Origin of the sequence: Sanguibacter sp. HDW7 (assembly GCF_011300875.1) — a bacterium.
In the GTDB taxonomy this organism is placed as follows: domain Bacteria; phylum Actinomycetota; class Actinomycetes; order Actinomycetales; family Cellulomonadaceae; genus Flavimobilis.
Genome location: NZ_CP049862.1, coordinates 69,809 through 84,118, shown reverse-complemented (window position 1 = coordinate 84,118; position 14,310 = coordinate 69,809). Strand labels below are relative to the sequence as shown.

Below are 14,310 nucleotides of genomic sequence, written 5' to 3'. Positions count from 1 at the left end.
GGGCTCCGGCAGGCGGTTGGCCCGCGGTCGGCCCGCGGTCGGCCCGCGGTCGGGCTCCGGTTCGACGCAGACCCTGCTGCCGGCTCGCGTCAGCCGAGCGTCGTCCCGAACGCAAGCCCCAGCACGTAGGTCACGGCCGCCGCGCCGTAGCCGATGGCGATCTGGCGCAGCGCCCGGGTCCAGGGCGAGGCGCCGGAGAGCACCCCGACGATCGCGCCGGTGCCGAGCAGCACCGCGCCCACGAGCACAGCCGCGAGGATCATCGCGGCTCCGCCCGACATCCCCAGGAGGTAGGGCAGCAGCGGCACGAGCGCACCGCTCGCGAAGAGGAAGAAGCTTGAGATGGCGGCGCCCCATGCGCTGCCGAGGAGCTCGGCGTCAGGGCCGGTCGCGTCGACGGCGTCGGCGGCGGCGGGCACGTCGAGCGCCTCCCCGACGGCGTCGTCGACCGCCGCAGCATCGGCACCGGAACCAGCACCAGCACCAGCACCAGCACCAGCACCAGCGATAGCGGGAACGCCGCCCAGCGCGGCACCGTCGTCCTGAACCGCCGCGGCCTCGGCCGCATCCGCGCGCGCGACGAGCTCGAGCGTGCGCCGCGCCCTCGCGTCTGCGGCCGCAGCGTCGAGGCCGCGCGCCCGGTAGACGAGCGCGAGCTCGTTCGCGTCGACGTCGAGGTGGACGAGCGCCTCACGGGCGCGCGGCGACGGCTGGGAGGCGTTGGCGAGCTCGACCTGCGAGCGCACGGAGACGAACTCGCCGGCACCCATCGACATGGCGCCCGCGAGCAGGCCGGCGACGCCGGTCGCGAGGACGGTCCCGGTGCCGACGCCGGTCGCGCCGATGCCGAGGATGAGCGCGAGGTTGGAGACGAGGCCGTCGTTGAGCCCGAAGACGGCGGCGCGGAAGTTGCCGGACATCTCGATGCGGCCGCGGGTCGCGAGCGAGCGGACGACCTCCTCGTGGATGCGCTCGTCGGCTGCCATCTGCGGCGTCGCGTCGCGGTCGAGCTCGTACGCCGAGCGTGACTCGGCGTGCTGCGCGAGCGCGAGCGTGAAGACGGAACCGAAGCGGCGCGCACCGATCCCCAGCAGCCGCGAGTAGGGGGAGCGGCGCACCGATGCGGCGCGCTCGGGGCCGAGGAGCTCGCGCCAGTGCTCGGCGTGACGCCCCTCCGCGTCGGCGAGCTCGAGAAGGATGTCGCGCTCGGCGCCGGTGCGTGCGGCGGCGAGGTCGCGGTAGATCGCCGCCTCGGCGAGCTCGTCGGCGAGGTGATGGCGCCAGCGGCGCACGTCGCGGGCCGAGGGGTCGGTGGCGGGAAGCACGGCATCGGGGAGAGCGTCGGGCATACCTCCATGGTCGCAAGCGCGCCGCGCCTCGTGTCCGCACGCGGAGATGTGGGCGCCCGCACTCCGGGACGCGGCTCGGTGGAGACCCGTCGTGCCCCGGAGGTGCGAGGATGCTCGCAGCCGGGTCGAAGGCGCCCCGTCAGGAAGGAAGAACACGTGCCCCAGGTCGAGCGCGAGATCACGACCCCCGTCCGCCTCGTCGGACCCCGCGGGCGGCTCGATCCAGCGGCGCACGGTTGGAGCCGCACGCCGCTGCACGACACGACGCTGCCCGTCGGCCCGCGGTTCTGGGGTCGCAACAAGCGTTGGGAGTACTGGGGTCTCGTGACGCCGACGCACATCATCGGTCTGACGATCTCCAACCTCGACTACGCGGCCGTCCACCAGCTCTACGTGCTCGACCGGCGCAGCGGCGACACCGTCGACGCGGCGGTGACGAACCCCCTGGGGCGCGGGACGGTGCTGCCGGAGCTGCTCGCGCAGGGGCCCTCGCGGGCGTCCGGGCGGCGCTTCGACCTCGCGATCGACGACGTGGCACCCGCGGTCGACGACGACGTCACCGTGTCCGGCCTCGCCGTCCCGCCGGACGCTCCCCGGCCGGGCCGCGCGACGCGCCTGCGCGCGCGGACGCCTCGCGTCGAGCTCGACCTTGTCGCGGAGCGCCGGCCCGGCTGGGAGGCGATGTGCGTCGTCGTGCCGTTCGGGCCCGGCCGCTACCAGTACACGGTCAAGGATGTCGCGATCCCGCTGCGCGGCACGCTCGTGATTGACGGCGAGCACCTCGAGGTCGGCGACGACGCGTGGGCGGTGCTCGACCACGGTCGCGGGCGCTGGCCGTACTCGCGGACATGGAACTGGGCCGCGGGCTCGGGGATGGTCGACGGTGTGCGGACGGGCCTGCAGCTCGGCGGACGGTGGACGGTCGGCACGGGGTCGACGGAGAACGCGCTCGTGCTCGACGGTGTCGTCCACAAGATCTCCGAGGAGGTCGCGTGGGAGTACGACCGGGACGACTGGATGCGGCCGTGGCGCGTCCACGGCGAGCAGGTCGACGTGACGTTCACGCCGTTCCACGAGCGCCGCGCGGTGACGAATCTCGTGGTGCTCGCGGGCGACACGACGCAGTGCTTCGGAACGTGGGAGGGGTGGATGTCGACGACGGACGGGGAACGCGTGCGGGTCGACGGTCTCGTCGGATGGGCGGAGGAGGCGAAGAACCGCTGGTGAGCGGCTTGGGGTGAGCGCTCACGTGTGCACCTTGAGGGCGGTTCGTCCCAACATGTGAGCGAGGACGTTTGTCCCCGTGACGTTTCTGTCCGGAAGCGGGAGGATCGCTACGTGCGCGTCCTGCGCACGCTGCCGCGCCCGGACCGCGCGGCACCGCTGTATCGACGGCAGGGGGCCGCGCGTGAGCGAAGTACTCGTCCGAGAGAACTCCGGGGCGCACATGATGCGCCCCGTGATGTGGGCCGCCGTCTCCGTCCTCGGCCTTGAGGCCGTCACCGGGCTCGTCGGCGTCTCCGTGCTCTCCTACCGCGCCGTCACCACCGCCGGGTTCGCCGGCCACACCGGCGGCGACGTGCTGAGCCGCACGTTCGTCATCGTCCTGCTGCTCGCGCTCGTCGGCGCCGCGATCGCGATGGGGGTCGCCATGGTGCGCCACCGACGGCGCGGCGGAGCACCGTCACGCCCGCTCGTCTTGGCGGCGATCACGGTGCTCATCACGCACGCGCTCATCATCGTCGGCTGCCTCGTGCGCGCGGAGTGGGCGACGGCGACCGCGATCGCGGTCGGGGCCGTCGTCCTGGGGAGCGCCTGGGCTCACTGCCTGCGCCGCCACCGCTGACGGCCGCACAGAGGCCGGCGTCCAAGTCGTGCGTCACCGCGGCTGACGGCCGCGGCTCGTCCGCCGAGCTGACCACATACCTCCCTCCCGGACGCCTCGTCCACGGATGCGTCGGGGACGCTCGCGCGGGGTCCGACGGTGCGCTTGGCTCGCGTCGTGCCCCAGCATCGAAGCCCCGCAGCCCGACGTCCGCGCACCAGAGGCCCCGCCCTCGTCGCGCTCGCGAGCGTCGTGCTGCTCGCGCTCGCCTGGTGGGCGTCAGAGCCGTGGCGGGCCCCGGCCCGCACCTACCCCGTGACGACGGCGGACCTCGTGTCCGCCCGGGCGGCGCTCGCCACGCTGCCAGAGCTCGCGGAGGAACCACCGACGCAGTACTCCCGCGAGCGCTTCGGGACGCCGTGGGCGGACGTCGACGGCAACGGCTGCAGCACGCGCGAAGACGTGCTTGCGCGCGACCTCGCCGAGGCGCGGACGGACGACGACGGCTGCACGGTGCTCGCCGGCACGCTCGACGACCGCTACACCGGCCGCGTCCTGCCGTTCCGGCGAGGTCCGACGACGAGCGCACGCGTGCAGATCGACCACGTCGTCGCGCTCGCTGACGCGTGGCGGACGGGCGCGTGGGACTGGGACGACGCTCGTCGTGAGCAGCTGGCGAACGATCCGGCGAACCTCCTGGCCGTCGACGGGCCGACGAACGAGGACAAGGGTGCCCAGGACGCCAGCACCTGGCTGCCCCCGTACGCGCCGTTCGGCTGCCAGTACGCGGTGCTGCGGTTGCAGGTCCGGGCCGCGTACGGTCTCGCGCTCGTACCCGGGGAGCGCGGGGCGCTCGAGCGCGCGCTCGGGAGGTGCGAGGTCGCCGAGATCACGGTGACGGGGGAGGCTCTGCGGCACTAGAGTTCACGTCCGTCACGCCCTGCGTGACGGACGCCACCGTCCGCCTTCTGGACTTGTTCAGTCAAGATTGGGTCGGACCCCCGGACAGCGCTAGGTTCATCGCCGACGCGCGCCACGGAACGCCGCGGACACAGGCCCGCCGGGACCCCCGGAACCTCGCGCTCGACACCACCACCCGGAGCAGGGACACCCTGACCGTCACGAAAGGACTCGGTACCTCGATGTCCATCACCCGACGCCGCACGCGCGGCGCCCTCGCGACGACGCTCGCGCTCGGCCTCACCCTGGCCCTCGCGGCGTGCGCACCCTCGACCCCTGCCCCTGGCGCCTCGAGCACCCCCGGCCCCGCGACGACCGACGCGACCAAGGAGCTCGACCAGCTCACCGTCGGCCTCGCCGCGAGCGCCGAGACCCTCGACGTCGCGAACTCCGGCCTCATGGTCGCGTACACGATCGCCGCGGTCGCCCAGGAGGGCCTCGTCGCGATCGACGACTCCGGCGCGATCGTCCCCGCGCTCGCCGAGTCGTGGGAGGCGAAGGACAACACGTCGTTCGTCTACACGCTGCGCGAGGCCACGTTCTCGGACGGCACGCCCGTCACCACGGACGACGTCGTCGCGTCGATCGACCACTACCGCGACGCCGAGAAGGCTCCGTCGACCGCCTACTACTGGCCGGCCGTCAAGAGCGTCGAGGCCACGGGCGAGCGCGAGGTGACGATCACCCTCGAGGCCCCGTCCGCGACCTTCGCCTGGACGCCGTCCGCCGCCGCGGGTCTCTTCATCGCGCCGAAGAAGTGGCTCGAGAGCGCCGGCACGATCGGCTCGCCCGCCGACCTCCTCGTCGGCACCGGCCCGTACACGATCACCGAGTTCGTCCCGGGCTCGCACGTCACCGCGAAGCGCAACGACGCCTACTGGGGCGCCAAGGGCCGCGCCAAGACGCTGCGCCTCGACTTCATCACCGACGACAACACGCGCCTCCTCGCCTTCCAGGACGGCTCGCTCGACCTCGCGTTCAACGTCCCCGTCGACCAGGCCGACCAGTGGTCGAAGGTCGCCGGCGCACGCCTCGAGACCGTCGACGACAGCTCGTGGCAGGGGCTCATGTTCAACCCGGCCACCAAGCCGTTCGACGAGCTCGAGGTCCGCCAGGCCGTCGCCCACGCGATCGACCGCGACGCCATCGCGACCGGCCTCCTCAAGGGCAAGGCGACCGCCGCGACCGGCATCACCGCGCCCAGCCAGCTCGCGATCGGCACGAGCACCGCAGACGCCGAGGCCTCGATCGGCCAGCTGCCGAAGGTCGGGTTCGACCTCGACGCCGCGCGCGCCGTCCTCGCGAAGTCGTCGGTGCCCTCAGGCTTCTCGACGACGCTCGCGTACCCCGACTCGATGCCGGCCCTCGGCCGTGCCTCGCTCGCGATCGCCGAGCAGCTCAAGCAGATCGGCATCACGCTCGAGGTCAAGCAGATCCCCGTGAGCGAGTGGTCGAACTCCTTCGGCAACGGCGAGGGCATCCAGTGGATGAGCTACACCCCGCCCGTCCCGACCGACTGGCCCACCGACTGGCTGCTCGGCGCGTACAACCCCGAGGGCTTCACGGACGCGAAGATCATCAACCTGCAGGCAGCGGCCGCCGCCGCGACCACGCCCGCCGAGCGACTCGCCAAGGTCACCGAGGCGACGCGTCTCGCGCTCGAGCAGCAGCTCTTCGCGCCCGTCTACTGGGGCACGTCGACCACCGCGGTCGGCTCGCGCATCACGACCGAGGGCTTCTCGCAGTACTTCTTCCAGACGCCCTGGCCGACGCGGATCGTCCCGACCGCCTGAGGATCCCGCTCGGCCCAGCACGTCCAGCACAATGGGGGTGGCCCACCACCGGGCCACCCTCGTCCTGCACCCGCGACGCCAGGCGTGCAGAGCGCGTAGCGCACCGCCGCACCAGCCAGTCCGTCCCACCACCCACCGGAGCCGAGAACCGCCATCGTGCCCGTCGCCCGCTTCCTGCTGCGCCGCCTCGCAGCGCTGACCGCCCTCCTGGTCGCGCTGACCTTCATCGTGTTCTCGCTCCTGCACGTCGCACCGGGTGACCTCGTGAAGAACCTCCTCGGTCCGCGGCCCGCGACCCCGGAGGCAGTCGCAGCGATCCGCGCGCGGTACCTGCTCGACGAGGCCTTCGGCGTCCAGTACCTCCACTGGCTCGGCGGCGTCCTGCGCGGCGACCTCGGCGTCTCGGCGCGCTCCGGCACGGACATCACGACGGTCCTCGGTGACCGCGTCGGCCTCACGCTGCTGCTCGCAGGGCTCGCAGCGCTCCTCGCGATCGGCATCGGGGTGCCGCTCGGCGTCAGGGCCGCGCAGCGCACGGGCTCGCTCACCGACCGCCTCATCACGGGCTCCGCGGTCGTCGGCGTCTCCGCTCCGGGCTTCGCGGTCGGCCTCCTGCTCCTCTATGTCTTTGCCGTCATGCTCGGCTGGTTCCCCCTCTACGGCACGGGCGAGCCCGGCCTCGACCGGCTGCGGCACCTCGCGCTGCCCGCCGTCGCGCTCGCGCTCGGCACGGGCGCGATGGTCGTCAAGGTGACGCGCACGGCCGTCGCGCGCGAGCTCCAGCAGGACTACGTGACGTTCGCGCGCTCGCGCGGCGTGCCCGAGCGCGTCGTGCGCCGTACGTACCTGCGCAATGCATCCGTGCCCGTCGTCACGAGCGCGGGCCTCGTCGTCGCGGGGCTCGTCGGCGGGTCCGTGCTCGTCGAGAACGTCTTCGCGATCCCCGGGCTCGGCGTGCTGCTCGCGGACTCCATCACGTACAAGGACGTGCCGGTCGTCCAGGCCGTCACGCTGCTCGTCGCGGCGACGATCGGCGTGACGACGGCCCTCGTCGACCTCTACACGGCCTTCGCGGACCCGCGCGTGCGCCGCGCGACCGTCAGCCGCGGCCGTGGTCGCGGCGCCGCGGGCGCCGCCCCCGACCCGACGCTGCCCGACGACGCCCTGCCGACCGACGCCCTGCCCGGTGGCGCGCTGCCCGGTGGCGCGCTGCCCGGCACCGCGGGAGGTGCCGCATGACGACGACCGTCCCCACCGAGACCGGCCTGCGCGCGCGCCTCGCCCGCGCGAGCCGCCGCATGCGACGCGTCCCCGGCACCGTGACCGTCTCCGCGCTGCTGCTCCTCGCCGTCGCCGTCCTCGTCGTCGTGCCCGTCGCCCCGCACGCCCTCGACCAGGACATCCTCCTCGGCACGACGCCCGCCGGGACGCCCGGGCACCCCCTCGGCACCGACAGCCTCGGCCGCGACGTCCTCGCGCTCACGCTCGCCGGCGCCCGCTCCGCGATCGTCGGACCCCTGGTCGTCGCGCTCGGCTCGATGGTCCTCGGCATCGTCCTCGGCACGCTCGCCGGCTACCGCGGCGGCTGGGTCGACGCGGTGATCTCCCGCTACGTCGACCTCACGCTCGCGATGCCCGCGCTGCTCCTCGCGATCGTCGTCGCGGGCGTCGTCGGCGGCGGCTACTGGATCACGGTGCTCGTGCTCGTCGTGCTCTTCTCGCCCAGCGACATCCGCATCGTGCGCGGCGCGGTCCTCCAGCATGCGCACCGCCCGTACATCGAGTCGACGCGCGTCCTCGGGCTGCCCGCGTGGCGCGTCATGATGCGCCACATCCTGCCGAACGTGCGCCCGCTCGTCCTCACGACGATGTTCCTCAACATCGCGTACGCGCTCGTGTCGATGTCCGGCCTCACCTACCTCGGGCTCGGCGTAAGCCCCGGCGCGGCCGACTGGGGCCTGCAGCTGTCCGACGGCCGCGACCTGCTGTGGACCAACCCCGCCGCGTCCGTCGTGCCCGGCCTCGCGATCATCCTCGTGGCGACGGCCGTCAACCTCGTCGGGGACCACCTCTCCGAGCGCCTCGACCGGGGGGAGGACGCATGACCGACGTGGCACTCACCCTCACCGGCCTGCACGTCACCGCGGGCACGCGCACGCTCGTCGAGAACCTCGACCTCGAGGTGCCGCGCGGTCGCACGCTCGGCGTCGTCGGCGAGTCCGGCTCCGGCAAGACCATGCTCGTGCGCTCGCTCACGGGGCTGCTGCCCGGGGGTGTCGCAGCGACCGGCACGTACGAGCTCGACGGCACGCGCGTCGACCTCGGCGGCAGCCAGCGCGCGTGGGCACGCGTCCGCGGCGCGCGCGTCGTCCTCGTGCTGCAGGACCCGTTCACGTCGCTCGACCCCATGCAGCGCTGCGGCACGCAGATCCTCGCCGGGCGCCGCGCGCCCGCTCCTGCGGTGGGGCGCGGCCTGCGGGCGGCGCGCGCCGCCCGCGACACCGAGGTCGCCCGACGCCTCGCGGAGGTCGGCCTGCCCGCGCACGTCGGCCGCCAGTACCCGCACGAGCTCTCGGGCGGCATGCGTCAGCGCGTCGCGCTCGCCGCCGCGCTCGCCGCCGATCCCGACGTCCTGCTCGCCGACGAGCCGACGACGGCGCTCGACGTCACGACGCAGCGCGAGATCCTCGACCTGCTGGCCTGCATCCAGGCCGCCCGTGGCATGACGGTCGTCCTCATCACGCACGATCTCGCGCTCGCCCGCGAGCGCTGCGACGACCTCGTCGTCGTCCGTGCGGGCGAGATCGTCGAGCGCGGCACCGCCCGCGAGGTCTTCGACAACCCCCAGCACCCGTACACGCGCCAGCTCCACGAGGCCGCAGCGGGGCGCGTGCGACCCGGCGCAACCGTCGGTGACGGCGCGTTGCTGCAGGTCGACGGGCTGCGCAAGACGTTCCAGGGTGCGGCCGCGCCCGCGGTCGACGACGTGTCGCTCAGCGTCGCGCTCGGCGAGTGCGTCGGCGTCGTCGGCGAGTCCGGCTCCGGCAAGACGACCGTCGCGCGCATCGTCGTCGGGCTCGAGCATGCGGACGCGGGGGCGGTGCGGTTCGGGGCGCGGTCGCACGACGAGCGCCGCCGCACCCGGCGCGACCCGCGCGACGTCCAGATCGTCTTCCAGGACCCGTACTCCGCGCTCAACCCCGCGCTGACGATCGGCGCGATGCTCGACGAGGCCCTCGCGGTCGGGCCGCGCACACGCACGGTCGACGAGCTGCTGACGATGGTCGGTCTGCCGACGTCGTACGTGCGGCGCCTGCCGGCGCGACTCTCGGGCGGCGAGCGGCAGCGCGTCGCGATCGCGCGTGCACTCGCCCCGGAGCCGCGGATGCTCGTGTGCGACGAGTCGGTGTCCGCGCTCGACGTCTCCGTGCAGGAGCAGATCCTCGACCTTCTCGCCGAGCTGCGGCGTGACCTCGGGCTGACGATCCTCTTCATCTCGCACGACCTCTCGGTCATGCAGCAGGTGACCGACCGCGTGTACGTCATGCGGTCGGGGCGTGTCGTCGAGTCCGGGCCGACGACGCGGGTCTTCGCCGAGCCCGAGCACCCGTACACGCGATCGCTGCTCGCGGCCGTGCCGGGCGCGCCACACATCGAGGACGCGGAGGTCGTCGACCTCCCGTCCCCCGACGCCTCCTCTCCGCCGGGCTCCCCCGCCTGACCCGCTCCACCGTCCGCCCCTTCACCTCCCACCCCAGTGGTCCGATAGCCGATCCGCATACCTCAGCCGCACCGATCGCCTATCGAGCCACATCCCCGTCCCACCCCTTCCCTCCGGGCCGACTCTCTCCCCCATCGCATGGGAACGCGTCGATCCAGCGGGAACCGTCAGTCCTGGAGAGCGCCTTGACCAGCCAGAACGCGCCCGACGTCCTCCTCGTCGGCGGCCACGTCTTCACCGCCGCGCCCCACCTCTCGACCGGCACCGGCACGTCCGGCACCAGCGTGCCCAGCGGCGACATGCCCGTCGCCGCCGCCGTCGCGATCACCGGCGAGCGCATCACGGCCGTCGGCCCCGACGACGAGCTCCGCGCCCTCGCCGGCCCGGCCACGCGCATCGTCGACATCACCGGCCGCCTCGTGCTGCCCGGCTTCCAGGACACTCACGTCCATCCGATCCTCGCGGCCGGCATGGACGCACGCCTCAACGTCCTCGGCGAGTCCGACCTCGCAGGCACGCTCGGAGCGATCAGCGCGTGGGCCGCCGCGCACCCCGAGCTCGAGTGGGTGACCGGCTGGGGCTGGCAGGCCGACCACTTCGAGGGCGGCTTCCCGACGCGGCAGCAGCTCGACGCGCTCGTCCCCGACCGTCCCGCCTTCCTCCACCGCTCCGACGGCCACGCGTCGTGGGTCAACACGCGCGCGATCGAGCTCGCGGGCCTCGACGACGACGGCTCCGGCCAGCCGCCCGCCGACCCGGCCGGTGGGTACGTGCAGCGCGACGCCGACGGCCGCGCGACCGGCGTGCTCATCGAGTGGGCGACCGGCCTCGTCGAGAAGCACGTGCCCGACGCCCCGCTCGCAGACCGCCTCGCGCACCTGCTCGCGGGCCAGCGCGCACTGCTCGCACAGGGCATCACCGCTTGGCAGGACGCGTCGGTGCGTCCCGCCGAGCAGGAGGTCTACGAGCTGGCGGACGCGCGCGGCGAGCTCGTCGCGACCGTCGTCGGCGCGCTGCGCTGGGAGCACGAGCGCGGGTTCGAGCAGGTTGCGAAGCTCGTCGAGCGCCGGGCCGAGATCGAGGCGCGCTCGGCGGCGCGCCCGTCCCGCTTCCGTCCGACGAGCGTGAAGATCATGCACGACGGCGTCGTCGACGGCTCCCTCACCGCCGCCATGATCGACCCCTACCTCGACGCCGACGGCACCGTCTCCGACAACCGTGGCGACTCCTACCACTCGGTCGACGACCTCGACCGGCTCGTCGCCGCACTCATGGCGGAGGGCTTCCAGCCGCACTTCCACGCGATCGGCGACCGTGGCGTGCGCGAGTGCCTCGACGCGGTCGAGCGGGCGCGCGCGGTGCTGGCATCGGTCGGGGTTGCGCCGGGCGGGGTTACGGCCGACGCCCACCCGGGCGTCGACGTCGGCCACGCACCCCACCACGACGGGACCGGGCGCGACGTGCGGCCGATCGTCTCCCACGTCCAGGTCGTCCACCCCGACGACCGCGCGCGCCTCGCGGGCCTGGGGACGATCGTCTCCGCGCAGCCCCTGTGGGCGAACTGCGAGGACGTGCAGACCGAGCTGACCATGCCGTTCCTCGGCGAGGAGCGGTCTGCGTGGCAGTACCCGTTCGCGTCGCTCGCGGCGGCTGGCGCGCTGCTCGCGGGCGGTTCCGACTGGCCCGTGTCGACGGCGGACCCGCTGCAGGGCATCCACACGGCCGTGACGCGGCGGCTCTTCGGCGAGGATCGGCCGGCCCTCTACCCGTCGGAGGCGCTCACGCTGGCCGAGGCCGTGCGCATGTACACGTACGGTTCGGCCGTCGCGAACCACCGGGAGGACGAGTCGGGCGTCGTCGCGCCGGGGCTGCTCGCTGACCTCGCGATCATCGACCGCGACATCTTCGCGGCGCCGGTCGACGAGATCGGTGAGGCCCGCGTCGTCGCGACGTGGGTCCGCGGCGTCGAGGTCCACACGGCCCCCTGACGCCTGCGGGTCAGGTCAGCGTTCGCTGGCGTCCGTGAGCGGTTGCGCGCACCACGGCAGCCAGACGACGGCAGCCACGACCCCTGAGACACCCCACCCGGCGACGGATTGACGCTGGGCCCCCGTTCGATGGGCGGAACGCGTCAATCCGCCGGAAGGGTGGAGACCTCGGTCGCGACGGGCGGCGCGAACGGGCGCGCGCACCACGGCAGGGCGACGATGACCGCGACGGCAGCGATCGCAGCGGAGAGAACCACGCCCAGCACGACCTCGCCGGGGATGGCGTCGCGCGCGACGAACCACCACACGAGGACGCAGCCGATCGCCGACACCCCTGCGAGCAGAAGCCTGAGCGCAAGCGGCACCCTGCCTGCGTGCCGACGGGCCGCACGCTGGACCGTCGGGGTCGCGACCGCGGCGACGACGAGCCCCCCCACGACGCCGATCATCGAGCCGATGATCAGCCCGGCGCCCGAGTAGCCCGAGCCGACAGTGACCGCCTCGGCGCCGATCGCTCCCGCGGCCGCGCCGCCGACGGATCCCAGCGTGAACGTCCGGGCCGCGACGGAGACCTGCCGGTCCCGCACCGGGTCGACGTGCGGTCCGCCGGAGATGACGGGCTCGGTGAGCACACCGCGCGCGGCCTCGCGGCGCTCGCGCGCCGTCGGGCGGGGCGCAGGCTGGTTCGCGTCGTCCGTCATGTCCTGATCCAAGCAGCGCCCGACGACGACGTCCACCTACCCGGCCTCGTGGCAGGATCGGGGCGTGCCCTACGCAGTCATCGACACCGAGACCACCGGATTCTCGCCCGCCAAGGGCGACCGCATGCTCGAGATCGCCGTCGTCCGGCTTGACGACGCCGGCGACGTCCTCGACACGTGGGAGACGCTGCTCGACCCGGGCCGTGGCGTCGGCGCGACGCACGTCCACGGGATCACGGCGGCCGACGTCGTCGGCGCGCCCGACTTCGGCGAGGTCGCGGCACACGTCACGGGGCTGCTCGCGGGGCACGTCGTCGTCGGGCACAACATCGACTTCGACCTGAGATTCCTCACCGCGGAGCTCGCGGCGGTGAACGAGCCGTTCACGCTCGGCGGCAAGCTGTGCACACAGCGTCTCGCGCCCGACTACCTGCCCGGGCCCAAGCGGACGCTCGCCGTGTGCTGCGAGCAGGCGGGGATCGTCAACGACCACGCGCACTCTGCGCTCGGGGACACGCTCGCGACGGCGGAGCTCTTCGCGTTCTACCTGCGTCACCACCGTGGGACGCCGCCGTGGGCGAGCGTCGTCGCCCAGGCGTCGCGCGCCCTGCCGGCAGACGATCTCTTCGCCGCCCTCACCACCCCGCCCGCGCCCCGCACGCACACCCGTACCCTCACGCGCTGATCCCTCCTCACGCGTGACAGCGCTCGGCCGACGAGTCGGCGCGAGGCCCGCGCTGACTCGTCCGCCGGTCGCTGTCCCGCGAGCAGGGCTGGCAGGTCAGGGCTGGTAGGTCCAGTGCCAGGGCTCCTCGGGGATCGTCTCGGCGAACCCGTAGGCGCCCGCGTGCTCGCGCATCCACTCGACCTCTTCCCACTCGAGCGTGAGGTCGACGCTCAGGCCCAGGCCGTGCTCGGACGTCCCGGGTGCGGCGGCCCGGCCCCCGTTCTCGAGCAGCCCGAACTTCTCGACCATCGCGACCTGCTCGTCGTGGTCGCGGTAGGCGGAGTTCACCGACCAGGTGACGTCGGCCTTGCGCGCCGCCTTGCGGAGCTTGGCGTATGCCTTCGCGGCGTCGGTGCGCAGCGTGTAGCCGTCGCCGATGTCTGTGAGCCGGTCCTGCGACAGCCGACCGTTGTCTGCGTCGACCGCCGGCGGGCTGTCGGCATCGGCGGTCAGGGACTTCACGAGCTGGGTCCCGCCGACGGCGACGGCGACGAGGATGAAGACCGCGAGCACGCGGCGGACAAAACGCATGTCTGCACCGTAGCGGTATCGACCGCCCGGGTGGATCCACCCGGAGGCCGACCTCGCGGGAGAACGCTAGTTCCAAGGGTGGAGCCGGTCAGCGGCCCGACGACACCCTGCCCGGCGAGCCGGCGACGACCGCGGTTCTCACGCGCCCGGCCCGGGCCACCCGGTGACCTCGAGGACTCGGGCTGCGACACCGGGCCGGTCGAGACCGGTGACGTCGATGCGGTGGGCGTAGAAGCTCGCGGCGTCGAGCGCCTCGTCGTCGCGCAACGAGCTCGCGACCATGCGTTCGATCCAGGCGTCGTCACGCTGCCGAGCCCCCTCGCGCTCGGCGAGCCGCGCGCGACGCACGGCGGGTTCGACGTGGAGGCGGACGATCGTCCAGCTGGCGTCGGGCACGAGGTCGGTGTGGAGCGCGGCCTCGGCAGCGGTGTTGACGCACCCGGAGGCGACGACGGCCTGAGCGCCGTGGGCGCTGTAGACGTCGATCATCGCGGCGAGGCCTGCGGCCTTGACGCGGAAGTTCGGCTCGTCGTCGGCGGGCGCCGGCCGGCACATGCCGAAGTCGTCGGTGTCGACGCGGGCGACGTGCAGGCTGCGCTCGAGCAGGCTCGCGTACGTCCAGTAGGACGCGTCGGACTTGCCCGAGCCGCTCGACCCGACGAACCACAGGACGGGAAAGCCGCCCGGGCGCGCGCACGTTCCGGAGAGAGTCATC

The 14,310-nt window shown here is 73.6% G+C and carries 13 protein-coding genes; 9 read left to right on the top strand and 4 right to left on the bottom strand.

From position 1 onward, the window contains the following. Window positions 1–89 precede the first annotated feature (89 nt). Window positions 90–1,349 carry a VIT1/CCC1 family protein gene (locus G7063_RS00385; RefSeq protein WP_166412580.1) on the bottom strand — a complete coding sequence of 420 codons (1,260 nt, stop codon included), beginning with the start codon at window positions 1,347–1,349 and terminating at the stop codon, window positions 90–92. 156 nt (window positions 1,350–1,505) lie between these two features. Here G7063_RS00385 and G7063_RS00380 point away from each other — a divergent pair, with 156 nt between their 5' ends. The 8 genes from G7063_RS00380 to G7063_RS00345 all read left to right on the top strand — a co-directional run bounded on the left by G7063_RS00380 (window position 1,506) and on the right by G7063_RS00345 (window position 11,636). Next, window positions 1,506–2,576, top strand: a complete 1,071-nt coding sequence (locus G7063_RS00380; protein WP_240916135.1) for a DUF2804 domain-containing protein — start codon at window positions 1,506–1,508, stop codon at window positions 2,574–2,576. 181 nt (window positions 2,577–2,757) lie between these two features. Then, the gene (locus tag G7063_RS00375) at window positions 2,758–3,195 is read left to right on the top strand and encodes a hypothetical protein (protein WP_166412578.1); all 438 of its coding nucleotides are present in this window, start codon (window positions 2,758–2,760) and stop codon (window positions 3,193–3,195) included. Between the two features lie 156 nt (window positions 3,196–3,351). Further along, window positions 3,352–4,095 carry an HNH endonuclease family protein gene (locus G7063_RS00370; RefSeq protein ID WP_166412577.1) on the top strand — a complete coding sequence of 248 codons (744 nt, stop codon included), beginning with the start codon at window positions 3,352–3,354 and terminating at the stop codon, window positions 4,093–4,095. A 221-nt stretch (window positions 4,096–4,316) separates the two neighbouring features. Continuing rightward, a complete protein-coding gene (locus G7063_RS00365; protein ID WP_166412576.1) occupies window positions 4,317–5,927 on the top strand; it encodes an ABC transporter substrate-binding protein in 1,611 nt (536 codons plus the stop codon). A 156-nt stretch (window positions 5,928–6,083) separates the two neighbouring features. Then, window positions 6,084–7,166: an ABC transporter permease gene (locus tag G7063_RS00360; RefSeq protein WP_166412575.1), complete on the top strand. Its 1,083-nt coding sequence runs from the start codon at window positions 6,084–6,086 to the stop codon at window positions 7,164–7,166. Continuing rightward, window positions 7,163–8,032: an ABC transporter permease gene (locus G7063_RS00355; protein WP_166412574.1), complete on the top strand. Its 870-nt coding sequence runs from the start codon at window positions 7,163–7,165 to the stop codon at window positions 8,030–8,032. Before G7063_RS00360 ends, G7063_RS00355 begins: the two co-directional genes overlap by 4 nt. Further along, window positions 8,029–9,648, top strand: a complete 1,620-nt coding sequence (locus tag G7063_RS00350) for an ABC transporter ATP-binding protein (protein ID WP_166412573.1) — start codon at window positions 8,029–8,031, stop codon at window positions 9,646–9,648. Before G7063_RS00355 ends, G7063_RS00350 begins: the two co-directional genes overlap by 4 nt. 185 nt (window positions 9,649–9,833) lie before the next feature. After that, on the top strand, window positions 9,834–11,636 hold the full coding sequence (locus G7063_RS00345) for an amidohydrolase (RefSeq protein ID WP_206188181.1): 1,803 nt from the start codon (window positions 9,834–9,836) through the stop codon (window positions 11,634–11,636). 143 nt (window positions 11,637–11,779) lie between these two features. On the opposite strand, the gene G7063_RS00340 is transcribed toward G7063_RS00345, so the two are convergent. After that, window positions 11,780–12,337, bottom strand: coding sequence for a hypothetical protein (locus tag G7063_RS00340; protein WP_166412572.1), 558 nt, complete (start codon window positions 12,335–12,337; stop codon window positions 11,780–11,782). Window positions 12,338–12,401: 64 nt separating this feature from the next. Between G7063_RS00340 and G7063_RS00335 the strand changes: the two genes are divergently transcribed. After that, a complete protein-coding gene (locus tag G7063_RS00335; RefSeq protein WP_166412571.1) occupies window positions 12,402–13,022 on the top strand; it encodes a 3'-5' exonuclease in 621 nt (206 codons plus the stop codon). A gap of 96 nt (window positions 13,023–13,118) precedes the next feature. Here G7063_RS00335 and G7063_RS00330 read toward each other — a convergent pair whose 3' ends face one another. Both G7063_RS00330 and G7063_RS00325 read right to left on the bottom strand, forming a co-directional pair. Beyond that, a complete protein-coding gene (locus G7063_RS00330) occupies window positions 13,119–13,595 on the bottom strand; it encodes a D-alanyl-D-alanine carboxypeptidase family protein (protein ID WP_166412570.1) in 477 nt (158 codons plus the stop codon). Window positions 13,596–13,733: 138 nt separating this feature from the next. After that, window positions 13,734–14,309, bottom strand: coding sequence for an AAA family ATPase (locus G7063_RS00325; protein ID WP_166412569.1), 576 nt, complete (start codon window positions 14,307–14,309; stop codon window positions 13,734–13,736). Window position 14,310 lies beyond the last annotated feature (1 nt).